Annotated in this window: 20 protein-coding genes; 19 read left to right on the top strand and 1 reads right to left on the bottom strand. The window is 60.0% G+C overall.

The window, feature by feature from the left end; genetic code table 11:
* Nucleotides 1–13 precede the first annotated feature (13 nt).
* The 11 genes from pyrH (at nucleotide 14) to BLJAPNOD_RS15230 (ending at nucleotide 11166) form a co-directional block, all read left to right on the top strand.
* Nucleotides 14–736, top strand: coding sequence for a UMP kinase (gene pyrH, locus BLJAPNOD_RS15280; protein ID WP_115421304.1), 723 nt, complete (start codon nucleotides 14–16; stop codon nucleotides 734–736).
* 52 nt (nucleotides 737–788) lie between these two features.
* Entirely contained in the window at nucleotides 789–1349 is a 561-nt protein-coding gene (gene frr, locus BLJAPNOD_RS15275) for a ribosome recycling factor (RefSeq protein WP_115420405.1), read from the top strand.
* A 39-nt stretch (nucleotides 1350–1388) separates the two neighbouring features.
* A complete protein-coding gene (locus BLJAPNOD_RS15270) occupies nucleotides 1389–2132 on the top strand; it encodes an isoprenyl transferase (RefSeq protein WP_077498294.1) in 744 nt (247 codons plus the stop codon).
* Nucleotides 2132–2965, top strand: coding sequence for a phosphatidate cytidylyltransferase (locus BLJAPNOD_RS15265; RefSeq protein WP_077498293.1), 834 nt, complete (start codon nucleotides 2132–2134; stop codon nucleotides 2963–2965). The genes BLJAPNOD_RS15270 and BLJAPNOD_RS15265 overlap by 1 nt, the downstream gene beginning before the upstream one ends.
* Nucleotides 2966–2994: 29 nt before the next feature.
* Nucleotides 2995–4128, top strand: a complete 1134-nt coding sequence (gene rseP / locus BLJAPNOD_RS15260; RefSeq protein WP_077498292.1) for an RIP metalloprotease RseP — start codon at nucleotides 2995–2997, stop codon at nucleotides 4126–4128.
* A gap of 251 nt (nucleotides 4129–4379) precedes the next feature.
* A complete protein-coding gene (gene bamA / locus BLJAPNOD_RS15255; protein ID WP_077498291.1) occupies nucleotides 4380–6716 on the top strand; it encodes an outer membrane protein assembly factor BamA in 2337 nt (778 codons plus the stop codon).
* Nucleotides 6717–6764: 48 nt separating this feature from the next.
* Nucleotides 6765–7829 (top strand): UDP-3-O-(3-hydroxymyristoyl)glucosamine N-acyltransferase, encoded by a 1065-nt coding sequence (gene lpxD / locus BLJAPNOD_RS15250; protein ID WP_115420404.1) that lies wholly within the window; start codon nucleotides 6765–6767, stop codon nucleotides 7827–7829.
* Nucleotides 7822–8286, top strand: a complete 465-nt coding sequence (gene fabZ / locus BLJAPNOD_RS15245) for a 3-hydroxyacyl-ACP dehydratase FabZ (RefSeq protein WP_077498289.1) — start codon at nucleotides 7822–7824, stop codon at nucleotides 8284–8286. Before lpxD ends, fabZ begins: the two co-directional genes overlap by 8 nt.
* On the top strand, nucleotides 8283–9098 hold the full coding sequence (gene lpxA, locus BLJAPNOD_RS15240) for an acyl-ACP--UDP-N-acetylglucosamine O-acyltransferase (protein ID WP_199565944.1): 816 nt from the start codon (nucleotides 8283–8285) through the stop codon (nucleotides 9096–9098). The genes fabZ and lpxA overlap by 4 nt, the downstream gene beginning before the upstream one ends.
* Before the next feature lie 2 nt (nucleotides 9099–9100).
* Nucleotides 9101–9991, top strand: a complete 891-nt coding sequence (lpxI, locus tag BLJAPNOD_RS15235) for a UDP-2,3-diacylglucosamine diphosphatase LpxI (RefSeq protein WP_115420402.1) — start codon at nucleotides 9101–9103, stop codon at nucleotides 9989–9991.
* The gene (locus BLJAPNOD_RS15230; RefSeq protein WP_115420401.1) at nucleotides 9988–11166 is read left to right on the top strand and encodes a lipid-A-disaccharide synthase; all 1179 of its coding nucleotides are present in this window, start codon (nucleotides 9988–9990) and stop codon (nucleotides 11164–11166) included. The genes lpxI and BLJAPNOD_RS15230 overlap by 4 nt, the downstream gene beginning before the upstream one ends.
* 142 nt (nucleotides 11167–11308) lie before the next feature.
* Here BLJAPNOD_RS15230 and gltA read toward each other — a convergent pair whose 3' ends face one another.
* On the bottom strand, nucleotides 11309–12598 hold the full coding sequence (gene gltA, locus BLJAPNOD_RS15225) for a citrate synthase (RefSeq protein WP_077498285.1): 1290 nt from the start codon (nucleotides 12596–12598) through the stop codon (nucleotides 11309–11311).
* A gap of 463 nt (nucleotides 12599–13061) precedes the next feature.
* On the opposite strand from gltA, the gene BLJAPNOD_RS15220 reads away from it, so the two are divergent.
* The 8 genes from BLJAPNOD_RS15220 (at nucleotide 13062) to BLJAPNOD_RS15180 (ending at nucleotide 25393) form a co-directional block, all read left to right on the top strand.
* Nucleotides 13062–15395: a ComEC/Rec2 family competence protein gene (locus tag BLJAPNOD_RS15220; protein ID WP_244611022.1), complete on the top strand. Its 2334-nt coding sequence runs from the start codon at nucleotides 13062–13064 to the stop codon at nucleotides 15393–15395.
* A 382-nt stretch (nucleotides 15396–15777) separates the two neighbouring features.
* The gene (gene exbB / locus BLJAPNOD_RS15215; protein ID WP_115421303.1) at nucleotides 15778–16698 is read left to right on the top strand and encodes a tonB-system energizer ExbB; all 921 of its coding nucleotides are present in this window, start codon (nucleotides 15778–15780) and stop codon (nucleotides 16696–16698) included.
* 3 nt (nucleotides 16699–16701) lie between these two features.
* A complete protein-coding gene (gene exbD / locus BLJAPNOD_RS15210; protein ID WP_077498282.1) occupies nucleotides 16702–17127 on the top strand; it encodes a TonB system transport protein ExbD in 426 nt (141 codons plus the stop codon).
* Between the two features lie 233 nt (nucleotides 17128–17360).
* Nucleotides 17361–18026, top strand: a complete 666-nt coding sequence (locus BLJAPNOD_RS15205) for a protein-L-isoaspartate O-methyltransferase (RefSeq protein WP_077498723.1) — start codon at nucleotides 17361–17363, stop codon at nucleotides 18024–18026.
* A gap of 287 nt (nucleotides 18027–18313) precedes the next feature.
* The gene (locus BLJAPNOD_RS15200) at nucleotides 18314–19684 is read left to right on the top strand and encodes a TolC family outer membrane protein (protein ID WP_077498281.1); all 1371 of its coding nucleotides are present in this window, start codon (nucleotides 18314–18316) and stop codon (nucleotides 19682–19684) included.
* Nucleotides 19685–19867: 183 nt separating this feature from the next.
* A complete protein-coding gene (locus BLJAPNOD_RS15190) occupies nucleotides 19868–20698 on the top strand; it encodes a PopZ family protein (RefSeq protein ID WP_115420398.1) in 831 nt (276 codons plus the stop codon).
* 122 nt (nucleotides 20699–20820) lie between these two features.
* Entirely contained in the window at nucleotides 20821–23661 is a 2841-nt protein-coding gene (locus tag BLJAPNOD_RS15185; RefSeq protein WP_115420397.1) for a valine--tRNA ligase, read from the top strand.
* A gap of 454 nt (nucleotides 23662–24115) precedes the next feature.
* Nucleotides 24116–25393 (top strand): OmpP1/FadL family transporter, encoded by a 1278-nt coding sequence (locus BLJAPNOD_RS15180; RefSeq protein ID WP_115420396.1) that lies wholly within the window; start codon nucleotides 24116–24118, stop codon nucleotides 25391–25393.
* Nucleotides 25394–25812 lie beyond the last annotated feature (419 nt).

Below are 25812 nucleotides of genomic sequence, written 5' to 3'. Positions count from 1 at the left end.
TTCAGGAGCGATGATGCCGGCCGAGCCAATCTACAAGCGTGTTCTACTCAAAGCCTCCGGTGAAGCCCTGATGGGAAGCCAGGGCTTCGGTATCGATGTGGCCGTTGCCGACCGTATTGCGGCAGACATTGCCGAAGCGCGCGGCATGGGCGTCGAAGTCGGCGTCGTCGTCGGGGGCGGCAATATTTTTCGCGGCGTCGCCGTAGCCTCCAAGGGCGGCGACCGAGTGACCGGCGACCATATGGGCATGCTGGCAACCGTCATCAATGCGCTCGCGCTGGCGACTTCGCTGCGCAAGCTCGACATCGACACGGTGGTGCTCTCGGCAATCGCAATGCCCGAGATCTGCGAAAGCTTCTCGCAGCGCGCGACGCTCTACCATCTGTCGCTCGGGCGCGTGGTGATCTTTGCGGGCGGTACCGGCAACCCGTTCTTCACGACTGATTCTGCCGCGGCTCTGCGCGCCGCCGAAATGGGCGCCGAGGCGATCTTCAAGGGCACGCAGGTGGACGGCATCTATTCCGCCGACCCGAAGAAGGACCCGACGGCGACGCGCTTCGACCACCTGACCCACAGCGCCGTCCTGGAAAAGGGCCTGGCGGTGATGGACGTGGCAGCGGTGGCGCTGGCGCGCGAAAATGCGATTCCGATCGTCGTCTTCTCGATCCACGAGAAGGGCGGCTTTGCTGAGATATTGACTGGCGGCGGCCGCGCCACCATCGTCACGGACAATTAGAAGCTGCCAGACAGCTATCTGCCGATGAAAGACAGAACGGGAGTTTTCGACCATGAGTGAAGGTATAGACCTGAAGGAACTGAAGCGTCGTATGGATGGCGCTATCTCCGCATTCAAGAGCGATATCGCGTCGCTGCGTACCGGCCGCGCGTCGGCGAATGTTCTCGATCCGGTGACCGTTGAAGCCTATGGCTCGCGTGTTCCGCTCAATCAGGTGGCAAACATCACCGTGCCGGAACCGCGCATGCTGTCCGTTTCGGTCTGGGACAAGCAGATGGTGGGCGCCGTCGATCGCGGCATCCGCGAATCGAACCTCGGCCTGAACCCGATCATCGACGGCCAGAACCTGCGCATCCCGCTGCCGGAACTCAACGAAGAGCGCCGCAAGTCGCTGGTCAAGGTTGCGCACGATTATGCCGAAAAGGCCAAGGTCGCGGTAAGGCACGTTCGTCGCGATGGCATGGACGACCTGAAAAAAGCCGAAAAGGATGGCGACATCGGACAGGATATCAGCCGTGCTCAGTCCGAGCGGGTGCAAAAGATGACCGATGAAACGATTTCCGATATCGACCGCTTGCTCGCCGATAAGGAAAAGGAAATCATGCAGGTCTGATCTGCCCCTGATCCTTGAGTCTCCTTTCGCGGACGCCTTATGCAAAATCTCCTCCCGATCACCGTTCCGGAACACGTTGCCATCATCATGGATGGCAACGGGCGCTGGGCGAACGCGCGCGGACTTCCGCGCACGATGGGGCACCGCAAGGGTGTTGAGGCGGTGCGCGACGCTGTGAAAACGGCGGCGGAAGCCGGGGTTCGCTACCTCACGCTCTTTGCGTTTTCATCGGAAAACTGGAACAGGCCGCAGGCCGAAGTGACGGATCTGATGGGCTTGCTCAAGGCTTTCATTCGCCGTGACCTTGCCGATCTGCATCGCGAAAATGTCCGCATCCGGATTATCGGAGAGCGGTCGAACCTGCGGGGCGACATCCTGCCCCTGCTGATCGAGGCCGAGGAGACGACGAGCGGAAATACTGGCATTACGCTGGTGATCGCCTTCAATTACGGTGCGCGTGACGAGTTGACGCGCGCCATGCGACGCCTGGCGACGGAAGTTGCCCAGGGACGCCTGGCTCCCGAGGACATCACGCCGGAGCGTATTGCCGCTTCGCTCGATACAGCCGGGATACCCGATCCGGATCTCATTCTTCGCACCAGCGGCGAAGAGCGGCTTTCAAACTTTCTGTTGTGGCAGGGCGCCTATTCGGAACTGCTGTTCGTTCCCGAGCTTTGGCCAGACTTCACACGCGAGACGTTCCTGTCCGCACTCGAGAAATTCGCCTGCCGCGAGCGTCGCTTCGGCGGTCTGGCGCAGCCGACGTTAGCGGTTGGTTCGTAATGCAAACAGAACTCAAGCTTCGCATCGCTTCCGGAGTGGTGCTCGCTGCGGTCGCCCTTGGCGCGACCTGGTTCGGCGGCTTGGCCTTCCAGCTGCTTTCGGTGGCAATCGCCTTGCTCGTCTACTATGAATGGTCGACGATCACCGGTCTTGCGGAGCGTGATTTCCAGGGCAACGCCTTCGGTTGGCTGTCTCTGGCGATAATCGTGGCGCTCATTCTTCTCGGAAACATCGGCTATAGTCTGCCGGCCCTGCTCCTTGCCGTCGTCATAACGGTGCTCTGGGTATCGCTCAAGAAGGGGAGTTGGTGGCTACCGGGCGGGATTGTCTACGCCGGATTGACGGGTATCTCGCTGGCTGCGCTGCGCGGCGCCGACAACCCTGGCCTGGTGGCGACTTTGTTCGTCTTCGCCGTCGTTTGGGGTACCGATATTCTTGCCTATTTCGTCGGCCGCGCCCTCGGCGGACCCAAGCTGGCACCGCGCATTTCACCCGGCAAGACTTGGTCCGGTGCGATTGGCGGCACCATCTGCGGTGTTCTAGCCGGAACGGCCGCTTTTATGGCATACTTCCCGCTGCAAGACCTCCGTATCCCGATGTTGGCGCTGGTTCTTTCCGTCGCGAGCCAGATCGGGGACCTCTTCGAATCCTTCATAAAGCGCCGCTTCGGCGTCAAGGATTCGAGCCATCTCATTCCTGGGCATGGCGGGGTCATGGATCGGGTCGACGGTCTGGTCTTTGCCTGTATCGCCACGCTGGTCCTTGTCCTGATACAGTATGTCGTCAGCGATGGGCGTCAGATCGCCTTCGGTTCGGTCCTGCTCGGCCTGTGATGCTGGTGGCAGGCACTTAAGGAAAGTCCATGACATATCTGCTTGATGCCCTGCAATTTGTGACCGGCTATATCGTTCCATTCCTGCTGGTTCTGACCCTCCTGGTCTTCGTGCACGAAATGGGACACTATCTCGTTGGCCGGTGGTCGGGCATTCGTATCCTCGCATTCTCGGTCGGCTTCGGGCCGGAACTGTTGGGCTGGACCGATAAGCATGGCACCCGGTGGAAATTCTGCGTGATCCCGCTTGGCGGCTACGTCAAGTTCTATGGCGACGAGGATGCTGCCAGTACGCCGGATTACAAGCGGCTCGAGACGATCTCGCCGCAAGAGCGGGCGCAAACCTTTCTCGGGGCCAAACTGTGGAAGCGGGCAGCGACGGTGGCCGCCGGCCCCATCGCAAATTTCATCCTTGCCATCGCCATTTTTGCCGTTCTCTTCGCCGTCTACGGGCGTTCGGTGGCAGACCCCGTCGTCGCTCAGGTCAAGGAGAATAGTGCCGCGGCCAAAGCCGGCATTCTGCCGCGCGACCGGTTGATCGCCATTGACGGGACCCCGGTGGCGACGTTCGACGATGTTCGCCGCTACGTCAGCGTGCGGCCGGAACTCGAGATCAAGATCCGGATCGAGCGGGACGGTGCATTCCTGGATCTTCCCATGGTGCCGGAACGGACCGAGATTTCCGACCAGTTCGGAAACAAGATGGAGATTGGCATCATCGGTATCGTCACCGATCAGGACGCCGGCAATTTCCGGCTGGTTACCTATGGCCCGATCGAGGCGATCGGGCAGGGTGCGCTGCAAAGCTGGCACATTGTTACCGGTACGTTCGACTATCTGGCGAATCTCGTTACCGGGCGGATGAAGGCGGATCAGCTTGGCGGCCCCATCCGTGTGGCCCAGGCGTCGGGCCAAATGGCGACGCTGGGTGTTGCAGCCGTGCTGCAGCTTGCGGCTGTCCTGTCTGTTTCCATAGGATTGCTTAACCTCATGCCCGTTCCGGTGCTTGATGGCGGCCATCTGATGTTCTATGCGGTTGAGGCCTTGCGCGGAAAGCCGGTTGGAGCCGCCGCGCAGGATGTCGCCTATCGGATCGGCTTTGCCATGGTGCTGATGCTCATGGTTTTTGCCACCTGGAACGACATTTCGATGTTCTTCGGCTAGCGTTCGGCCGGGGAGTGTTTGGGCGGAAACGACGACCGATACTGTGAACGATTGGATTTCAATGGCTTGTGCAGCAAGGATTTGTTTACGATAACTCGAATCTGTAGTGGCCGTTAAGCCACGGTTCGAATTGAAGTAAACAGAAATTAACGAGCTGGCTTGCTTGTATGGGAAAAGCGGGTAAAACGGCAACCGTGACCGGAGTCGGCACGAAATTGCCGCGCGACGTTGGGAAAAGGTAAGATTTGAACATGAAAGCTGGTTCAAGGTTTTTGAACGCGGTGTCTGCGTTTGCGCTATCCACGAGTATGGTGGTTTCTGGCGCTGGTGTTGGATTGCTCGCAGGCGCTTCCGTCGCAGAGGCCGCCACCATCAGTCGTGTTGAAGTTCGCGGAGCCACGCGCGTCAGCGCTGAGACGGTGCGCGCGAACATCACGATTGTTCCCGGTAAGAGCTTCAGCAATGCCGATATCGATGCTTCCGTGAAGCGTCTGTACTCGACCGGCTATTTCTCTGATGTCAGCATCAATATTGCCGGTGGCACGCTCGTCGTCACCGTCAGCGAGAATCAGCTGATCAACCAGGTTGTCTTCAACGGCAATCGGAAGATCAAGGACGACAAGCTGCAAGGTATCGTCCGCACACAGCCGCTCGGTCCCTACAGCGAAGCAACCGTCGAAACCGATATTCAGTCGATCAAGGAAGCCTACGCAGCGATCGGTCGCAGCGATATCACGGTGACGACCCAGGTTGTTCCGATTGCCGAAGGTCGTGTGAACCTTGCCTTCGTGATCAACGAAGGTGAGCGTACCAAGATTTCGCAGATCAATTTCGTCGGCAACGAAGCCTACAGCGATGGTCGTCTGCAGTCGGTGATCGCGACGAAGGAATCGGGTATCTTCTCGTTCCTGACCCGCAAGGACGTTTACAACCCGGACAAGCTGCGCGCCGACGAAGAGCTGCTGCGTCAGTTCTATTTCAACCGTGGCTACGCTGACTTCCAGGTCATTTCGTCCGAGGCTACGCTGAACGAGGCGACCAACGAGTACACGGTGACGGTCACCGTCGAAGAGGGTCCGCGTTACGACTTCGGTGCGGTTACGGTCGAATCGACGGTCGAAGGTGTGGATGCCGAAGCGCTGAAGGGTGTTGTGCTCAGCCGCGAAGGCTCGGTCTATAAGGCCAAGGATATTCAGGAGACGATGAGCGAGATTTCGAAGCGCGTCGCTTCGGCTGGCTACCCGTTTGCTCGCGTGACCCCGCGCGGTAACCGCGATCTCGGCAATCATACGATCGCAGTCGATTATCTCGTCGACCAGGGCGAGCGCGCCTATGTCGAGCGCATCGAAATCCGCGGCAATACCCGCACACGTGACTACGTTATCCGTCGCGAGTTCGACATGGGCGAAGGCGATGCCTTCAACCAGGAAATGGTAGCGCGCGCCAAGCGTCGCCTTGAGGCTCTTGGCTACTTCTCGACCGTCAACGTCTCGACGGCTCCCGGCAGTGCTGCCGACCGTGTCGTGGTTATCGTTGATGTTCAGGATCAGTCGACCGGTTCGTTCGGTATCGGTGCCGGCTACTCCGCTGGCAGCGGCGGCGGCTTCCTCGTCGAAGCCTCGATCGAGGAAAAGAACTTCCTCGGCCGCGGTCAGTACATTCGCGTCGCTGCAGGTCGCGGCGATGAGAGCCGGACTTACAACGTTTCGTTCACCGAGCCGTATTTCCTTGGTTATCGTCTGGCCGCAGGCTTCGACGTCTTCAAGAATGAAAACGACTTCGATGACGACAACTACAGCTATGAAGACCAGGGTTTCAGCCTGCGCATAGCGGCGCCGATCACCGAAAACCTGTCGACCACTCTGCGGTACAACTATACGCAGTTCGACTATAGCAGCGGTAATCTCGCAGATCTGTCGTCGCCTTACGTTCGCGCAGTTGAGGGTGGAAACTGGCTCCGTTCGTCGGTGTCGCAGTCGATCACGTACAACACGCTCGATGACGCCCAGCTGCCGCATGACGGCGTTCTTGCGACATTCACGCATGAATTTGCCGGTCTCGGCGGTGATTCTGACTTCTATAAGATGACCGGCAAGGCCAAGTGGTACTACACGGTTAACGACGAAGCGGACATCATTGCTTCGCTCGCGGGTGGTGCTGGCCATGTCTTCGAAACCGGCAGCGACCTGCAGGTCTTCGACCAGTTCCAGCTCGGCAGTAACGATATTCGCGGCTTCGAGCGTAACGGTATCGGTCCGCGCGACCAAAGAACGGGCGACGCGCTTGGCGGCACGACGTACTTCACAGCTTCGGCCGAAGCGACGTTCCCGCTTCCGGGTATCCCGCGTGACAGCGGTTTCCGCGGCGCGGTATTCGCCGATGCGGGTACGCTCTATAGCAACAAGGTCGCCATGTTGCCTTCGGAAACGGTGCAGGGCAACGGTTCCTCGCTGCGTGCGTCGGTCGGTCTCGGCTTGATCTGGGCTTCGCCGTTCGGTCCTCTGCGTGTCGACTACGCTTGGCCGATCGCGAAGGAAGATTTCGACAAGGTTCAGAACCTGAAGTTCGGTATTTCCTCGTCGTTCTGATAAAGAAGCAGTCCAGAACTGCCGAAAGTTGATTGTTCTGGAGTGTCCATGGAACAGAACTGGTTTTTTCCGCCCCATAAAGGGATTCGTTTGGGTGACCTGGCGAATCAAGTTGGGGCGGAACTGTCGGATGGCGCGGTTGCAGATCGCGCTATCCATTCCGTAGCACCTGTCTATCGGGCAAAGCCCGGCGACATCTGCTATATGCTTTCGCGCAAGTACCGCGCCGAGCTGGAGAGCTGCCAAGCTTCCGCGATTATCTGCGACAAGACGATCGCTCCGCTCGTACCGCCTCACATTCCCATTCTCCTGACTGGACGGCCGCATACGGCCTTTGCCTTGGCTGGCACGCTGTTGCACGAGGTGGCGATGCGCCCTGCGCGCAATACCAGCCTTGTTGGCATCTCGCCGGCTGCCTTCGTCGATCCGTCCGCGCGTCTGGAAGAGGGCGTTGAGGTCGAGCCGATGGCTGTGGTCGGAGCCGATGCGGAGATTGGTAGCGGCACCCGGATTGCTGCCGGCGCGGTGATCGGCCCCGGCGTTCGTATTGGCCGCGACTGCACGATCGCGGCAGGCGTCAGCGTTCTTTGCGCTCTTGTTGGCAACAACGTCATCATCCATCCCGGTGCCCGAATCGGCCAGGACGGGTTTGGCTACGCGCCGGGTCCCAAGGGTGGAATGATCAAGATCGTCCAGGTCGGGCGTGTGATCATCCAAGACCATGTCGAGATCGGTGCGAACACGACGATCGATCGTGGCACGATGGACGACACTGTCATCGGCGAATGGACGAAGATCGACAACCTTGTGCAGGTGGGCCACAACGTCCGCATCGGCCGCTATTGCGGTATTGTCAGCCAGGTCGGTATCGCCGGCAGCACCAGAATTGGTGACGGCGTGATGATCGGCGGTGGCAGCGGCGTCAACGGCCACATCACTGTGGGCGACGGCGTGCAGATTGCCGCGATGAGCGGCGTTGCAAGCGACGTGCCTGCGGGCGAGCGTTATGGCGGTATTCCAGCGCGTCCGATGCGCGATTTCCTGCGCGATGTCGCCGAAATGGCGTTGCGCGCAAGTGACAGACAGAAAAAGAAGGGTGGCACGAATGAGTGAGGCGGCAACGGTTCTGGGTACGGCGGATATTCAGGAGATCCTGAAGCTTCTCCCGCATCGCTACCCCTTCCTGCTCGTCGACCGGATCATCGAGATTGACGGCGACAATTCGGCGATTGGCATCAAGAATGTCACGGCAAATGAGCCGCACTTCACGGGCCACTTCCCGGAGAAGCCGATCATGCCGGGCGTATTGCTGATTGAAGGCATGGCGCAGACTGCAGGCGCGATCTGCGCGCGCAAGACCGCTTCGGGCACCAACCTCGTTTACTTCATGACCATCGACAATGCGCGGTTCCGCAAGCCGGTCGTTCCGGGCGATCGTGTCGAGTTTCATGTCGTCAAGCAGAAGCAGCGCGGCAATATCTGGAAGTTTCATTGTGACGCAAAAGTTGACGGGCAACTCGTCGCGGAAGCTGATATCGGCGCGATGATAGTCAGCACGGAAGACGCTTGAACATGATTGCAGCTACAGCGAAGATCCACCCTTCCTCGATCATCGAAGATGGGGCGAAGATCGGCGAGAACGTCACAATCGGCCCGTTTTGCTATATCGGGCCGAAAGTCGTTCTTGGTGACGATATGGAACTCAAGAGCCACGTCGTCGTGGACGGCCGAACGACGATCGGCAAGGGCTCCAAGATCTTCCCGAATGCTGTCATAGGTGGGGATTCGCAGAGCGTGCATCACAGCACGGTCGACACCATCTTGCAGATCGGCGACAACTGCACGATCCGCGAAGGTGTGACGATGAATGCGGGAACCGTCGAATATGGCGGTGCGACGATCGTCGGCAACAACAATCTGTTCCTCGCCTATTCGCACGTGGCGCATGATTGCCGCCTTGGGAACAACATCATCATGTCGAACAACGTGTTGCTGGCAGGCCATGTCACGATCGGGGACCGAGCGATCCTCGGCGGCGGCTGTGCTGTGCATCAGTTCACGCGCATCGGTCGGCAGGCGTTCATCGGCGGTCTTTCGGCCGTCAGCTACGACGTCATTCCCTACGGTATGCTCAACGGCAATCCCGGTGTTCTGAGCGGGCTCAACGTGGTGGGCATGACCCGCGCGGGCATCGAGCGTGCAACGATCCATGTCGTGCGTCGGGCCTACAAGCAGATCTTCGAAGGGCCGGAATCGGTTCGCGCCAATGCAGCCGCCATTCGTGCTGATTATGCCGACTGTGCACCGGTTGTCGAAATCCTCGATTTCATTGCAGCCGAGAGCGACAGGGCACTGTCGTCGCCAAGCCGCGGCAAGGTCTGAGCGTGACGTCGGCCAAGGCGAGCCGCGCGGCAAAAGGCGGCCGGCTCGCGATCATCGCCGGAGGCGGCGCGTTACCGCATCACGTGGCCGAGGCGGTTCGCGCCCGGGGAGAAGATCCCTTTATCATTGCGCTCTCGCGCGAAGCAGAAGAGAGCGATTGGCTGGAGTTTGACCACTCCGTTCTCGCTATTGGTGATTTCTCCGCAATCAGCCGCACATTTAGAGATGAAGGCATCGATCGGGTCGTGCTTTCGGGCTGGGTTCGCCGGCGGCCGGAATGGCGCGATATTCGCCCAACGCTGAAAACGCTTGCCAAGGTGCCAAGTGTGTTGAGGACGCTGGTATCCGGGGGGGACGACGCGGTCTTGCGCATGGCGATGCAACTCATCGAAGCAAGCGGTGCGCATGTGATCGGCGTGCATGAGGTTGTTCCAAACCTACTGGCAGATCCAGGACCTATAGGCGCCCTTGCGCCATCAAGCGATGATCGACGCGATGTTGCGGCTGGTATCGCTGCCGCCAACGCGCTCGGTGCTCTTGATGTGGGGCAGGGCGCAATCGCCGTGGGTGGCCGCGTGGTTGCGCTGGAGGGGGCTGAAGGCACCGATGCTATGCTTGAGCGCGTGGCGACACTCAAGGCGGAAGGACGCGTCTCGGCGCGCCGTCGAGGAGTGCTGGTCAAGCTGTGCAAGCCGGAACAGGATTTGCGCGCTGATCTGCCGTCGATCGGACCATCGACCGTCGCCGGCGCGGTTGCTGCTGGGCTTGCCGGAATTGCCGTCGAAGCCGGGCGCGCCCTGGTGCTCGAGCGCGCCGAGGTGATCGAGGCCGCCAACCGGGCAGGGCTGTTTGTCATCGGCGTCGAGCGCAGCGATTACCGGGGAAGGGCATGAGCGGACAGAGCTATAAACTGGCAGTGATTGCCGGCGAGGTATCGGGTGATCTGCTTGGTACAGATCTGGTCCGGGCACTGCGCATCCAGTGCGGCCGGGATGTCGATTTGGTCGGCGTCGGCGGTGACGGCCTGGAGAGCGAAGGTCTGAAATCGTTGTTCGACTATTCCGAACTGTCGATCATGGGCTTTTCGCAGGTGCTGGCGCGTCTGCCGAAATTGATTCTGCGCATCCGACAGACCGCAAATGCGATTATCGCAGCGCGCCCAGATGCGCTGTTGATCATCGATAGTCCGGATTTCACCCATCGTGTCGCGCGCCGGGTCCGCGCGGCACTTCCGGGTCTGCCCGTCATCAACTATGTCTGCCCGAGCGTATGGGCGTGGAAGCCGGAGCGTGCGCCGCGCATGCGCGGCTATGTCGACCACGTGTTGGCAGTTCTGCCGTTCGAACCCGAGATCATGCGCAAGCTCGAGGGGCCGCCGACGACCTATATCGGCCATCGTCTGGCCTCGGACGCGAATGTGCTCGCCGTTCGCGCCAGCCGACGTGAGAAATTGCGCGAGGCGAACGGGAGCTCTGTTTCGACCTGCCTGCTTCTGCCGGGCTCTCGGTCGAGCGAGATCGGGCGACTGCTGCCGATTTTCGGGCAGATGGTGGAAGAACTCGCGGCCCGGCATCCGGGCATCCGTTTCCTGTTGCCAACGGTTCCTCGCCAGGAAAACCTGGTGCGCGAGATCACGGCCGGTTGGAAGGTTCAGCCCGAGATATCTGTCGGTGCTGCCGAAAAATGGGCGGCCTTTGACAAGGCGGACGCTGCGATCGCCGCGTCCGGAACAGTCATTCTGGAACTCGCGCTTGCCGGTGTTCCCGTCGTCTCTACCTATGATGCCGACTGGCTCGTGCGGTTGCTGCATAGCCGTATCCGCATCTGGAGCGGGGCGCTCCCCAATCTGATCGCCGATTTCCCGATCGTGCCGGAGTATTTCAACCAGAGCATTCGCCCCGGTGCTCTGACCCGCTGGGTCGAGCGGCTGTCCGCCCCGACCGTCCAGCGCGCATCGATGCTGGATGGCTACGCGCTCGTACAAGAGCGCATGGCGACACACCGGCCGCCCGGCGAACTCGGCGCCGAGATCGTTTTGTCCTATCTGCAGAACAAGACAGGTCGTTAGGGCCACCGCCGTCGCATCGCAATTGTGGCGTTTCAAACACCCCAATTACAAAAGAGGCCGGAACATCATAACGATGTTCCGGCCTCTCAATGTGTAAGTCCGGCCATTTCTGACCGGGCTTTTCTTATTTCCCGATTGCAGCTTAGCGCTTGGAAACCGGCACGTAGTCGCGCTGCGGAGCGCCGACATAGAGCTGGCGCGGGCGGCCGATGCGCTGTTCCGGATCTTCGATCATTTCGTTCCACTGGGCGATCCAGCCGACGGTGCGCGCGAGCGCGAACAGTACGGTGAACATGGTGGTGGGGAAGCCCAGCGCCTTCAGCGTGATGCCGGAGTAGAAGTCGATGTTCGGGTAGAGCTTTTTCTCGATGAAATACTCGTCGGTCAGCGCGATGCGCTCGAGTTCCATCGCCACTTCGAGAAGCGGATCGTCCTTGTGGCCGAGTTCTGCGAGCACTTCATGCGTGGTCTTCTGCATGATCTTGGCACGCGGATCGTAGTTCTTGTAGACGCGGTGGCCGAAGCCCATCAGACGGAACGGGTCGTTCTTGTCCTTGGCCTTGGCGATGAATTCCGGAATACGGTCAACCGAGCCGATTTCGGCCAGCATGTTGAGCGCAGCCTCGTTGGCGCCGCCGTGAGCAGGGCCCCAGAGGCAGGCGATGCCGGCGGCGATGCAGGCAAACGGATTGGCACCGGACGAACCGGCAAGGCGCACCGTCGAGGTCGAAGCATTCTGCTCGTGGTCGGCATGCAGGATGAAGATGCGATCCATGGCGCGCGACAGCACCGGGTTCACGACGTATTCCTCGCAAGGCACGGCAAAGCACATGCGCAGGAAGTTCGAGGCGTAGTCGAGATCGTTCTTCGGGTAAACGAAGGGTTGGCCGATATGGTACTTGTAGGCCATCGCGGCGATGGTCGGCATCTTGGCGATCATGCGCAGCGAGGCGACCATGCGCTGGTGCGGATCGGTGATGTCGGTCGAGTCGTGGTAGAAGGCAGAGAGAGCGCCGACGCAACCGCACATAACGGCCATCGGGTGGGCATCGCGACGGAAGCCGGTGAAGAAGCGCGACATCTGCTCGTGCACCATGGTGTGGTGCGTGACGCGATAGTCGAAATCGGCCTTCTGCGCCTTCGTCGGCAGTTCGCCGTAAAGCAGGAGGTAGCAGACTTCCAGGAAGTCGCCATGTTCCGCAAGCTGCTCGATCGGGTAGCCGCGATGCAGGAGCACGCCTTCGTCGCCGTCGATATAGGTGATCTTGGATTCGCACGACGCCGTCGAGGTAAAGCCCGGGTCGTAGGTGAACATCTTGGTCTGCTTGTAGAGCGAGCCGATATCGACCACATCAGGACCGATGGACCCCGATCGCACTGGTAGCTCCGCCGACTTTCCATCGAGTGTTACGACCGCGCTTTTTTCTGTCATGGGGACCCTCCGTCTTATGGCAACGTGGCACAGAGATATGCCACGAAAATGAACGTTGCGAAGTTGCTATATGATTTATTTTCGGCTGCCAAGCTGTACGAAAGGCAAATTGTGCGATGCGAAAATGTGCATATGGCGACGCAATAATCGCACGTTAGGGCAATATGTCCAACGGGATCAATGGCGGTCAGAGCAATGGTGGGGGACCATTCCATATAGGTTTGCCGCTTTTTTCGGCAGATAGCGTCCAGGTTGCGGATCTGGTGCGTTGGTTGCATCATCCACGTCTACTGTCTTCGGGGGGAAGTGCCATACGATGAGCGAGATCGAAGTCCGGACTTCGATGCAGGATGGAATGCACGTCGCTCCAGCGCTACCCGCGTCGGTTTTGGCTGACGGCGCGCCTGCAACGCCTGCGAACAGGCACACCGAGCTCGTCTTTCGCCGTTTGAAGTCTTTGGCGATGGCTGCGCGCGCCCGCCTGCGACCGGCTGCCATTGCTTCATCCTGGCGCAGCGCCATCGAGGAAGAGGCTGCGTTCGGCCACGGATTGGTCCTGGTTCCGGTGCTGCTTGCCGCCGGCGTGCTGACGTGGCTTTCGCTGCCTTACGACCTCGGACTTGTCAAACTTGCACTGCTGCCTTGCGTTTTCGGAATAGCCGCCGTGTTGTGCAACGGGGCCGTGCGCGCCATTCGCCCGCTGATGATCGCCGCTGGATTGTTCAGCGCGGGCATGGTGCTTGTCGCGGTCGAAACGGCGCGTCTCGATACGGTCGTGCTCGATGGCCCGGTAACGACCAATCTGCGCGGAAAGGTGTTTTCGCGCGAGAAGAATGATCGTGAGCATTGGCGCTACGGCATTCTAATCGAGCAAACCACCAAGCCGACGCTGCGGCGGGCACCGCTCAAGGTCATGGTACTGTCACGTAGCCCGCACACACCGTTGGCGATCGGAGCCACGATCGAAGGCAGGGCACGCCTTTCTCCACCTTCGGGCCCGGCGCTACCGGGTCTCAACGATTTCGCATTTGACGCATACTTCAGGCAGATTGGTGCCGTCGGCTATTTCTACGGTGCGCCGCATAGCCCTGCGGTCGATAGCGCCGCGACAGGCGACCGCTCGCTTTGGGCGCAAATGGCAGAAGGTCTGGCCGCGATGCGCGCGACGGTCGGCGAGCGGATCCGCGGGGTGATCGGCGGCGACACCGGTGCGCTCGCGGCGGCCCTCGTGACAGCCGAGGAGAGAGCGATCGGTCGTGACACCGTCGAGATGCTGCGGCAGGCGGGGCTCGCACACGTACTGGCTATCTCCGGTCTCAACATGGTGCTCGCCGCGGGAACCTTCTTGATCGGGGCTCGAACGATCCTGAGCGCGGTTCCCGGATTGGCGCAGCGGGTGGCGATCAAGAAGATTGCCGCTGCCGGTGCGCTGGCCATGGTCTTTCTTTACATCCTGATTTCCGGCGGCGCTGTTTCCGCCGTGCGGGCGTGGATCATGATCTCGATCATGCTGGTGGCGGTGTTCTTCGATCGTATGTCGATCAGCCTGCGAAACATCGCGCTGGCTGCAATCGTCATCATCGTGATCACGCCATCTGCCGTTGCGGGGCCGGGGTTCCAGATGTCCTTCGCCGCCACGCTGGCGTTGGTTGCCGGTTACGCACGCTGGCGCGAGCGTGCTCAAGCAGATGAGCTGGCAGTCGCCGGACGCTGGTGGGGCAGGCGGCTCGTCATGGGCTTTGTCATCGGCGTGCTTGCGACCTCGCTGATCGGCGGCCTTGCGACGTCCGTCTACTCCGCCGCCTATTTCCAGCGCCTGCCGGCCTACGGCCTGCTCGCCAACGTCCTTGCAGCGCCACTGATCAGCATTGTCATCATGCCGTTCGGCCTGTTCGCCATGTTGCTGATGCCCTTTGGTCTCGAACAGTATCCGCTTGCCGTGATGGCATGGGGGCTCGACGGCATGCTGGTGATCGCCCGCTTCGTGACGTCGCTCGACGGCGAATTCCTGACTGGCCGCGTCGGGCCGTTGGCGTTCCTGCTCATTGCCTTTGGCGGCATCATCCTGTGCGTGTTGCGGACCTGGCTTGCGGCTCTGGGCGGCGTCGTGTTGCTCGTCGGTTTGATCTGTCTCGTCGTCGAGGACAGGCAACTGCCGGCGGTTGTGGTGTCGGAGGACGGGCGTCTCGTTGGATTGGTCACTGACGCCGCCATTGCGACGAACCGGGATCGGCCCTCGGATTTCCTCTTTTCACAATGGCAGCGCGCATTGGCGGTCGAGAGCCACGTCGCTCCAATGCCCGCGCTTGGGGCGGCAGCAGAGGGCCTCTATCCCGAAGCCAAACGCCAATCCGGCAAGGCAACGCCGCGCGTGTTCGATCCAGCGGCAGCCACCGCCATCCGCAAGGATATCAACGCGACGCTCAGCAAAGCTTCGCCCAATGTCTTTTCATGCCGCGAGAAACAATGGTGCGTCGCCCACAGCGATGCCGGATGGACGGTCGCTCTCATCGAAAATCCCAACCTGTTTGAGGTGCTGTGCGATCAAGCCGATCTGTTGATCGTGCCTGGAAGCTTCAACGAGCGGACCTGTTCATCCGGTCAGGCGCGGATTCTCAGTGGGCGCCTGCTGCGATTGTCAGGTGCGGTCGAGATTTTCGCAGAGCCGGCCCTCGGCAACCAGCGTCCGAGTATGCGTTTCAAGACGTCTTTTATGTCCCTGCAGCGCCCCTGGGAGCGTCATCGCGCCTATGACTGGCGACGCGGCGACTTCGACGATGATCCTCCACTCTTCTAGATCTTGAGGCTGGGCGGGCTGAAATGCGGGCGTGAAATTATTCTTGATTTATATACTCCACAAATCCTTGTGTTTCGGTCATAGTTTGTCGTAAAGAGCGCCCAATGCACGTTGAGGTGGCTCGAATTTCGGCTGCCAGTGATTTTGTGATGGCGAAACGGACCAGTACGCGAGGAACAAGATGCCCAACCGAACCCGATCGAAGCTGAGTTTTTTGGCGGCAGCGACATTGGTGCTGGCTTGCAGTGTTTCCTCAACGGTCGTTTTGGCTCAGGCCACCTCAATCGAGACAACAACCCCGACCACCGGTCAGGTTCAGAGCGCCGAACCAGCGGCAACGGCACCGAGCAACGCAGGTGCTGCGACCCAAGGCGAGCAGCCCGTGGCTTCTGGGGCAGTAACGTCGCAGCCCGGGGTCGCTCAACCGGCTGCCGGAACGCAGCCGACGGAGAACGGAATTGCTGTGACCGGAGCGGATACCGGCGAACAAACCCCGCCGGTATCGGTTGATACCCCGGCAGTCGGAGCGCCGTCGGAAGTCGCCGCCAACCCGATTCTGCCGCATGATCTCTCGCCGATGGGCATGTTCCTCGCTGCCGACATGGTGGTGAAGGCCGTGATGATCGGACTTGCGCTTGCCTCGGTGATCACCTGGGCAATATTCGTGGTCAAGACGTTCGAACTCTTTACCGCAAAGGCACGCCTTGGCCGTGCTGTCCGTCAACTCTCGGCTGCAAACGGATTGGCTGAGCTTAAGTCCACATTCGATGGCAGGTCGGGTCCTGCCGCGGAAATGGTTGCCGCTGCGATCGACGAGATGGTGCGTTCTGAGGCTGTGCTCGATCACGCGCCGGCGGCAGGTCTCAAGGAACGCGTCGCATCGCTGCTGACGCGCATCGAGGTTCGCGCCGGCAAGCGCATGACCAGCGGCACGGGCATTCTTGCCTCGATCGGATCCGTCGGTCCGTTCATCGGTCTGTTCGGAACCGTCTGGGGCATCATGAACTCCTTCATCGGCATCAGCAAAGCACAGACGACCAATCTGGCGATCGTTGCCCCCGGCATTGCCGAAGCGCTGCTGGCGACCGCAATCGGCCTCGTTGCCGCCATCCCCGCGGTTATCATCTACAACTACTTTGCCCGCTCGGTCGGTGGCTACAAGGTCGTCCTCGCCGACGCAGCAGCTGCCGTCGAACGGCTTGTCAGCCGTGATCTCGATCATCGTCTGGTCCGCAAGGCGCAACCGCGTCGCCAGGAGGGCTTCGCCCATCCGGCAGAAGCATCCATCGCAAGGATCGGGTGACATATGGCCGGCAAGGTTAGCGATAGCGGTGGCGATCTCGACGAGAACAGCGAGATCAACGTCACCCCCTTCATCGACGTCATGCTCGTCTTGCTCATCATCTTCATGGTCGCAGCGCCGCTTGCGACCGTGGATATGAAGGTCGATCTGCCGCAGTCAGTCTCCAAGCCGACGCCGCGTGACGACAAGCCGGTGTTCGTGACGCTCAACGCCGACCTCGGTTTGGCGATCGGCAATGAGGAAACGGCCCGCGAGGAGTTTGCGGCGGAGCTTCAGCGCCTGACCGAAGGTAACACCGAGACACGCGTCCTGCTGCGCGCGGACAAGGCCGTTGACTATGGCGAGCTGATGACGGTCATGAATCTCATCCAGAACGCCGGTTACACCAAGATCGCCCTCGTCGGGCTCGAAGGAGCGCCTGGCCGCTGACGCCGGGCGTTCTTTGTTCTCGCGGCAGGCTCTGCCGCACTTGCCGGACTGCGCAATCGCCGGTTCCGCTGTTTGCCGTTTCCTTTTTCCGCTGCAAGATGTCGCTGTCGCTTGAAACCGGCGGGGCGGCGATTTATGAGCTTATGTAAAGGCTCAACATTGGCAGCCAGAAGACGACTGCGCGGCTTGCCGGGATACCGGCGCCGCGCCCATCCGGACACGAGGGCAGTATGATGAATTTCGAAGCGGCGCGCACCAAGATGGTGGATAACCAGATCCGGACGACGGATGTCACGTCCCATGCGATCCTGTCCGCTTTCCTCTCCGTGCCGCGCGAAGAGTTCGTGCCCTCGCGCATGAAGGAACTCGCCTATATCGACGCCGACATCGAACTCGACGGAACCAAGGGCGCCGGCCCGCGGTACCTGATGGAGCCGTCACCGCTCGCCAAGCTGCTGCAGCTCGCCGAGATTTCGAAGTCGGACGTTGTGCTGGAGATCGGCTGTGGCACCGGTTACGCCTCGGCGCTGCTTTCCCTGATCGCCGGCTCGGTCGTCGCACTTGAAAGCGACGAGGTGCTTGCCGCAACGGCGACGGAAACGCTGGCCCGGCTCGGTTATGACAATGTTGCCGTCGTCACAGGCGATCTTGGCCAGGGCTATGCCGCCGAAGCGCCCTATGACGTCATCTTCGTTCATGGGTCCGTGGAGGTTCTTCCTGCGGCCTTGTTCGAACAGCTGCGCAACGGCGGCAGGCTGATTGCCGTCGAAGGCTTCGGTAATGCTTCGCGTGCTAAGCTTTATGTCCATGAGCATGGGAAGACGTCCGAAAGGGCGGACTTCAACACCGCGGTCAAGCCACTTCCGGGCTTTCGCCGCGAGCAGACTTTTGTTTTTTGAGGTGCCACTTATTGAGGTATCTCAACATTTGATTGTGCTGCTAAAATAGCAATGTTGCCAATTGGCAACGAACCACCTGTTTCTTTTTGAAATGATCATGCGCAGTATCGGTGTACAGTTGTGATCGTGCCGATTCCGGGTTTCAAAGAGTACTGAGGTAGTGATTTGCTCACCGGTGGGCGGTGTGAGCGCTTCATCGCCGTATTTAGGGCGGCTCGGTTTCGACTTCGGAATGGTGCCGCAGGAAATAGTGGGCTGGCATTGCCGCCCCGATCGGAGAGGGAAGTATGGTGTCGATTGTCCGCAAAGCAGCCTTTTGGGCTGCCGTCTCGACGAGTGTACTGCTTGCGCCGCAGGCCGTGCTGGCGGAGACGATCTTCGGCGCAATGGCCAAAGCCTATGAGAATAACCCGGATCTGAACGCTGCGCGTGCCGGTCTTCGGGCGACCGACGAAGGGGTGCCGATCGCGAAGTCCGGGTTTCGCCCACAGGTTTCGGCGTTTGCAAACGGAACGCTTTCCACTGTCCAGAACGACGTTATTGGAAGTCGGGACTTTCACCAGGGGCAGATCGGTGTCACCGTAACCCAGATGATTTTTGACGGCTTTCAGACGTTGAACAACGTTCGCGCCGCCGAATCGAATGTCTTCGCCAACCGCGAAGGGCTTCGGGCGAACGAAATCCAGATTCTGCTGGCAGCTGCGACGTCTTACGCCAACATCGCACGCGACCAGCAGATCGTTTCGATCCGCCGGCAGAACATCAACTTCCTCCGGGAACAGCTGAACGCGTCTCAGGCTCGTCTTGATGTCGGTGAAGGTACGCGCACTGACGTGAGCCTTGCCGAAGCATCGCTCGCCAACGCTCAGTCGCTTCTGATCAGCGCCATCGCGCAGCTGAAGCAGAGCGAGGCTGTTTATGTTCAGATCGTCGGCGTGGCGCCGACCGGCATCAAGCAGCCGGCACCTGCCTCAAAGGGGCTTCCGCGGTCGCTCGATCAGGCTGTTGCCCTTGGGCTGCGCCAGCATCCGACCATTCTCGCCGCGCAATACAATGTCGATACGGCCGGCTTCCAGGTGAAGTCAGCTGAAGGCACGATGCTCCCCGGCGTGACTATTCAGGGACAGGTCGGGCGCACGACGGGTAATTCCGGTGACGGCGTCGTCAGCGACACGTCGAGCCTCACGGCTCGCCTGACGGTGCCGATCTACCAGGGTGGCGCAGAATATGGTCAGATTCGTCGTGCCAAAGAGACCCTGGGGCAGCAGCGTATCCTGGTCGATTCGCAGCGTGCAGCCGTTCAGCAGAACGTCGTTACGGCTCATGCTCAGCTTGAGGCGGCGATTGCTCGTATCGGTGCCAACAAGACGCAGATCTCGGCCGCCAACATGGCGCTCGCCGGCGTCATCGAAGAGCGCAAGGTCGGCCAGCGCACCACGCTCGACGTCCTCGACTCGCAACAGACGGTGCTGAACGCGCAGGAACAGCTGGCGATTGCCCAGCGCGATGCTGTCGTAGCGAGCTACGGTCTGCTTGCCGCCACCGCGATCTTGAGCGTCAAGAGCCAGGGTTTGCAGGTTGCCGAATACCGTGCCGAAGAGCACTACGAGGCCGTCAAGGACAAGTGGTTCGGACTTCGAACCGTCGACGGCCGTTGATCAAGAAAACGCCTCGGGAAACCGGGGCGTTTCTGCTTCTGCCGATCAAAACAAATCTGTGCAACAATCCAAGTGTCTGATTCGCGGCGTATGTTTCGCCCGCGAACTCACTTAAGGTTTGTTTGCAATCGGCACATGCGTCGTTTCGGGACACATGCTCGGCCGCGTCAAACGGGGATAGAAATGGCACAGCTCAATGTCGCGCGTGAACCTTCGATGGATGAGATTCTCGCATCCATTCGTAAGATCATCGAGAGCAACGAGCCGGGGCAGATCGATTTCTCCTCGCAGGATCACTACGAGGACGATGCATCCGACGAAATCGAGTTGACGATCGACAGCGAAATCGAAGCAGCGGCTTTCGGCGGGCGGGACGAGAGCCTCGAAGCGTCAAAGCCAGCAACGTCTTCGCCGGCGATCGAGGTGGCCGTCATCCCTTCGGAGCCGCACGCGAACATCGCGCAGCCGCCGCTTTCCCTGGCCGATGTCGCTGCCCGGGTGCGGGCGGCTTCCGAGCGTCATACCGTGAGCTATTCGACGAAAGCGAACGCCAGCGACGAACCGTCGCGTAGTCTTCAGGATAGTCCGGTGATCACGTCGCGAATGGCTGCTGTCTCCGCGCCGCAGGCGCCGGCTGGTCGACTTCCGGTGAGTGAGGCCCAGCAGCCCGGCAACGAGAGTGTCGTGGTTGAAACCCCTGTAGCGGCGCCGAAGGTGGAAGCGCCTGTGGCCATCGCCATTTCGGCCGGTCCGGTGGCGCTCGTCGCTGAAGAACCTGTGGTCGAAAAAGCCGCGCCTGCGATCATTTCGGCCGAGGTCGGTCGTCAGGTTGCGCAGTCCTTTGACAATCTTGCCCAGGCGGTCGACCTCAGCACGCGTCGGTCGTTCGATGAAATTGCCGAAGAAATGTTGCGTCCGATGCTGCAGGAGTGGCTGGACGACAACCTGCCGACATTGGTGGAACGGCTCGTGCGGGAAGAGATCGAACGCGTCGCGCGCGGCCCCCGACGCTAATACCTGAGCCTTTCCGACACAGGGGCCGCGGAACAGTCGCGGCCTTTTTGCGTTCGTGTTGACTCGCACCGGTCGTTCCGGTTTACAAGACATAGACATCAATCTCCAAAATTGGCTTCAAAATGCTTGATAAGACCTACGATTCCGCATCCGTCGACCCGCGTATCGCCAAGAAGTGGGACGAAGAAAACGCGTTTCGTGCAGGTGCGGGAGCAAAGCCCGGCGCCGACAGCTTCTGTATCGTGATCCCGCCGCCGAATGTGACGGGTTCGCTGCACATGGGCCACGCGCTGAACAACACGCTGCAGGACGTGCTGGTACGGTTCGAGCGCATGCGCGGCAAGGACGTGCTGTGGCAGCCGGGCATGGACCATGCCGGCATCGCCACGCAGATGGTCGTCGAGCGCAAGCTGATGGAGCAACAACAGCATCGCCGCCAGATGGGTCGTGAAGCCTTTATCGAGAAGGTCTGGGAGTGGAAGGCCGAATCCGGCGGATTGATCTTCAACCAGTTGAAGCGGCTCGGCGCGTCCTGTGATTGGTCGCGCGAGCGCTTCACCATGGACGACGGCCTGTCTGAGGCCGTGCTTGAAGTGTTCGTCTCGCTCTACAAGGAAGGCTTGATCTACAAGGACAAGCGCCTGGTCAACTGGGATCCGAAGCTGCTGACGGCGATTTCCGATCTGGAGGTCGAGCAGCACGAGATCAACGGAAACCTCTGGTACCTGCGCTATCCGCTGGAGCCAGGCGTCACCTATCAGCATCCGGTCGCATTTGACGACGACGGCAAGGCGACGGAATGGGAAACCCGCAACTATCTGGTCGTTGCCACCACGCGGCCGGAGACGATGCTTGGCGACAGCGGCATTGCCGTCAATCCGGAAGACGAGCGCTATAAGCCACTCATCGGCAAACACGTCATCCTGCCGATCGTCGGCCGTCGCATCCCTGTGGTCGGTGACGATTATGCCGATCCGACTGCCGGAACCGGTGCCGTCAAGATCACGCCGGCGCACGACTTCAACGACTTCGACGTCGGCAAGCGTGCGGGCCTTGCTGCCATCAACATCCTGACCATCGAAGGTCGCATCACCATCAAGGACAACGAGGAGTTCCTCGAAGGCCTCAGCGATCCCGCCGCCTTGCACGGCGCGTGGGACGAGCTTGAGGGCAAGGACCGCTTCGAGGCGCGCAAGATCATCGTGCGGATTTTCGAGGAAGCTGGCCTGCTCGACAAGATCGAGCCGCACAAGCACATGGTCCCGCATGGCGACCGTGGCGGCGTGCCGATCGAGCCGCGCCTGACGGAACAATGGTATGTCGATGCCAAGACGCTGGCCAAGCCCGCGATTGCGTCGGTCAAGGAAGGCCGCACCAATTTCGTCCCGAAGAACTGGGAAAAGACCTATTACGAATGGATGGAGAACATCCAGCCGTGGTGCGTCTCGCGCCAACTCTGGTGGGGACACCAGATCCCGGCCTGGTATGGTCCGGATGGTCAGGTCTTCGTCGAGAAGACCGAGGAAGAGGCGCTGCACGCCGCCATCCAGCATTATCTCGCCCACGAAGGCCCGATGAAGGCCTATGTCGAAGACCTGCTCGAGAACTTCAAGCCGGGCGAGATCCTGACCCGCGACGAGGATGTGCTCGACACCTGGTTCTCCTCCGCGCTCTGGCCATTCTCCACGCTCGGCTGGCCGAACGAGACGCCGGAACTCGAAAAATACTACCAGACCGACGTTCTGGTGACTGGCTTCGACATCATCTTCTTCTGGGTCGCCCGGATGATGATGATGGGTCTGCACTTCATGAAGGACGCCGACGGCACGCCGGTTGAACCCTTCCACACCGTCTATGTCCATGCGCTCGTTCGCGACAAGAACGGGCAGAAGATGTCGAAGTCGAAGGGCAACGTCATCGACCCCTTGGAATTGATGGACGAATACGGCGCCGACGCGCTGCGTTTCACGCTGGCGATCATGGCGGCCCAGGGGCGCGACGTGAAGCTCGACACGGCGCGCATCGCCGGCTACCGCAATTTCGGGACGAAGCTCTGGAACGCCACCCGGTTCGCCCAGATGAACGGTGTCACCAACAGCGACGGCTTCATTCCTGAGGCGTCGTCGCTGACGATCAACCGCTGGATTCTGACCGAGCTTTCCCGGACCATCCGCGACGTTACCGAAGCGCTCGAAGGTTTTCGCTTCAACGAAGCTGCCGGTAGCCTCTACCGCTTCGTCTGGAACCAGTTCTGCGACTGGTATCTCGAACTGCTGAAGCCCGTCTTCAGCGGTGAGGATGAAGCGGCAAAGCGCGAATCCCAGGCCTGCGTCGCCTATGTTCTCGATGAGATCTACAAGCTGCTGCACCCGTTCATGCCCTTCATGACGGAAGAGCTCTGGGATCAGACGGCGGGTGAGGGACGTGAACGCTCAGGCCTGCTCTGCCACGCGGAATGGCCGTCAGCGTCCTATGCCGACGATGCTGCCGCCGACGAGATCAATTGGTTGATCGATCTGGTGTCGGGCATCCGTTCGGTCCGCTCCGAAATGAACGTTCCGCCGGCGGCAACCGCGCCGCTCATCGTCGTCGCCGCCAATGTGCTGACGCGCGAACGGCTGGAGCGTCACGCTTCGGCCATTGGCCGGCTGGCGCGTGTGGAGCATATCGATCATGCGTCCGTTGCCCCGCGCGGCAGCGCTCAGATCGTGATCGGCGAAGCGACGGCCTGCCTGCCGCTCGGCAACCTGATCGACCTCTCGGCTGAAAAGGCACGTCTTGAAAAGGCGATCTCCAAGGTCGATGTCGAGCGAGACCGTATTCTCGGCAAGCTGGCAAACGAGAAGTTCGTCGCCAACGCAAAGCCCGAACTGGTTGAAGCTGAGCGTGAACGTCTCGTCGAACTGGATCTGCAAAAGGACTCGCTCGGCGTCGCTTTGGCCCGGGTTGCAGAAGCCGGCTGAGCGCACCGAAAGGCCTGATTTTATGTCATCCGCGGCGGAAGCGCCGCGGATTTCGCATTTTCTGACGAGGCTGCTGCGTTTGTCGCCAAGCCGATTCGTCATGCCAAGGCGGCGGCTTTCTGTCGCATCGACTGGGGGAGTTTGAGTCTCGCTTTCAAACCCGAACCCGCCCTTTTTGGTGCAAAAACCGATGTTGTTGTTGTTGAGTAACACTTTCGGATTATATTGGAATACTATCCTAATGCTGGCTTCATGATCGGCCTTTCGCGCAAAATTCGTTCGATTTGCGTGGATTGTGTTCAAATGATGAGAATCTTACGTAAATTTTATGGCGCACAGGAGCGTCGCACCCCTAGAAAGCGGCATTTGCGATTTCACGCGATCGTGAGATTACTTTTCGCATAGGCGACGTGAGGTGGATTGTCGCAGATTGAAATGCAGGGGGAGGAGCTTGATGGCTCATGAGAATTTGAAGCGGGGCGTCCTGGCGTTGGCAGCCGGAATTCTGGTTGCATCGTCGGCGCACGCTGGCGGTCTTGAACGCGGCGGTTACAATATCGACCTGCTGTTCGACCCGTCCGATTACGCAGCCGAGGCCGCGGCCACATATGTTGTCCCGCAGCGTAGACTAAAGAATGTCGTAGATACTGATACTGGCAACACGGACCTCATCGGCGGGACGTTCGGTGGGGGAAACCTGAATTACCGTCCGAATACCGTTGATGACACCGAGAGCTACTGGGTGCCTCGTGTCGGCTTCAAGGCGGGCTTGACTGACGGTATCGACTGCATGGTGGACTACTCCCAGCCTTGGGGTGCGCACACCAACCCTGGCAAAAATTGGGCCGGCGCCAACAACAATATCGAAACGAAAGTCGAAAGCGACAACTACGCGGCGACCTGTTCCTACAAGTGGGATATGGGCCCTGGTCAACTCCGCATGATCGGCGGCGTCTTCTACCAGGAAGTGAACGGCTTCAAAGAGCGGTTGGTGCAGGACTACACGGGCACCGCACTGGCAGGCCTCTTTTCGGGCGTCGGCAGGCTGGAGCTCGAAGGCGATGGCTGGGGCTGGCGGACAGGTGTGGGCTATGAAATCCCTGAATATGCCCTGCGCGCGAGCCTCGTCTACAACAGTTCGGTAGACTTGGATAATCTTTCCGGGTTCATCGATCTGCGTCAGTTGGGCTTTGTCGTCCCTGGCGTCGGTCTGATTACCGGCACAAAATACGACGTAACCGGCTCGGCTTCGATGCCGGATTCGCTTGAGCTCAAGTTGCAGAGCGGGTTTGCACCGGATTGGGCTGCGTTCGGCTCAGTCAAGTGGACTGATTGGAGCCAGTTGCAGGTTCTGAAGTTCTGCCCGGCCACTGTATCGCGTACGACCCCCTGCACAAGCCTTGACCTGCTTTATCGCGACGGCTGGACCATTTCGGGCGGCGTCGGACACAAGTTCAACGACCAGTGGAGTGGGGCCGTCAGCCTGACCTGGGACCGTGGCACGAGCCATGGTTATGGCACCCAGACTGATACCTGGCTTTTGGGCACCGGTGTCTCGTATACGCCGACGAAAAATGTCGAATTCCGTCTGGCTGGTTCGGTAGGCATTCTGACGAGCGGTAGTTCTGGCGCCGTGACCTACCAGGGGGACGTCATCGGTGACGACGTATCGTATGACTTCGGCAATGATTTTGTCGGAGGGATTTCGACTGCCATCAAAGTAAAATTCTGATCTTCCATCGATCGGAATACTCAGGGCCCGGTTCATCGCCGGGCCTTTCTTTTTGCCTTGCGCGACATCTGTTGGTGACTGTTCCGCAGCCCGCCAATGTGACGATTCAGCAACACATTTAATGCTAGAGTTTGCTAGGGTCGGACTCAAGGTGAGTATGTCCATTTCCCGCCACAAACAGGGAGCAGCGATGTTGGGGACAAACGTGCAACTCGAAGATCGAGCCTGCAATGTTTGTAACGAAATGAAGTCATGTGTTGTCCTGAGTGAGCTGCCGCACTTCTGCGGAAATGGTCGGTTAAGGATACGCACAATGGAGTTTCATCCTGGACTGGGTGCGTCGATGTTGTCGGCGGTTTCGGTGAACAATTGAATGGCAAAGGGCTGTTCAGGCGTTTGTGTTTGCAGCGGTGATGAGT

Origin of the sequence: Ensifer sp. M14 (genome assembly GCF_003355565.1) — a bacterium.
Taxonomy (GTDB): Bacteria; Pseudomonadota; Alphaproteobacteria; order Rhizobiales; family Rhizobiaceae; genus Ensifer.
This window is presented reverse-complemented; position numbering and strand designations above follow the sequence as displayed.

Excerpts from the sequence above, each read along its gene's own strand:
- pyrH (WP_115421304.1), top strand. The coding sequence starts at position 14 with ATGCCGGCCGAGCCAATCTACAAGCGTGTTCTACTCAAAGCCTCCGGT.
- frr (WP_115420405.1), top strand. The coding sequence starts at position 789 with ATGAGTGAAGGTATAGACCTGAAGGAACTGAAGCGTCGTATGGATGGC.
- BLJAPNOD_RS15270 (WP_077498294.1), top strand. The coding sequence starts at position 1,389 with ATGCAAAATCTCCTCCCGATCACCGTTCCGGAACACGTTGCCATCATC.
- BLJAPNOD_RS15265 (WP_077498293.1), top strand. The coding sequence starts at position 2,132 with ATGCAAACAGAACTCAAGCTTCGCATCGCTTCCGGAGTGGTGCTCGCT.
- rseP (WP_077498292.1), top strand. The coding sequence starts at position 2,995 with ATGACATATCTGCTTGATGCCCTGCAATTTGTGACCGGCTATATCGTT.
- bamA (WP_077498291.1), top strand. The coding sequence starts at position 4,380 with ATGAAAGCTGGTTCAAGGTTTTTGAACGCGGTGTCTGCGTTTGCGCTA.
- lpxD (WP_115420404.1), top strand. The coding sequence starts at position 6,765 with ATGGAACAGAACTGGTTTTTTCCGCCCCATAAAGGGATTCGTTTGGGT.
- fabZ (WP_077498289.1), top strand. The coding sequence starts at position 7,822 with ATGAGTGAGGCGGCAACGGTTCTGGGTACGGCGGATATTCAGGAGATC.
- BLJAPNOD_RS15230 (WP_115420401.1), top strand. The coding sequence starts at position 9,988 with ATGAGCGGACAGAGCTATAAACTGGCAGTGATTGCCGGCGAGGTATCG.
- gltA (WP_077498285.1), bottom strand. The coding sequence starts at position 12,598 with ATGACAGAAAAAAGCGCGGTCGTAACACTCGATGGAAAGTCGGCGGAG.
- BLJAPNOD_RS15220 (WP_244611022.1), top strand. The coding sequence starts at position 13,062 with ATGGCTGCGCGCGCCCGCCTGCGACCGGCTGCCATTGCTTCATCCTGG.
- exbD (WP_077498282.1), top strand. The coding sequence starts at position 16,702 with ATGGCCGGCAAGGTTAGCGATAGCGGTGGCGATCTCGACGAGAACAGC.
- BLJAPNOD_RS15205 (WP_077498723.1), top strand. The coding sequence starts at position 17,361 with ATGAATTTCGAAGCGGCGCGCACCAAGATGGTGGATAACCAGATCCGG.
- BLJAPNOD_RS15200 (WP_077498281.1), top strand. The coding sequence starts at position 18,314 with ATGGTGTCGATTGTCCGCAAAGCAGCCTTTTGGGCTGCCGTCTCGACG.
- BLJAPNOD_RS15190 (WP_115420398.1), top strand. The coding sequence starts at position 19,868 with ATGGCACAGCTCAATGTCGCGCGTGAACCTTCGATGGATGAGATTCTC.
- BLJAPNOD_RS15185 (WP_115420397.1), top strand. The coding sequence starts at position 20,821 with ATGCTTGATAAGACCTACGATTCCGCATCCGTCGACCCGCGTATCGCC.
- BLJAPNOD_RS15180 (WP_115420396.1), top strand. The coding sequence starts at position 24,116 with ATGGCTCATGAGAATTTGAAGCGGGGCGTCCTGGCGTTGGCAGCCGGA.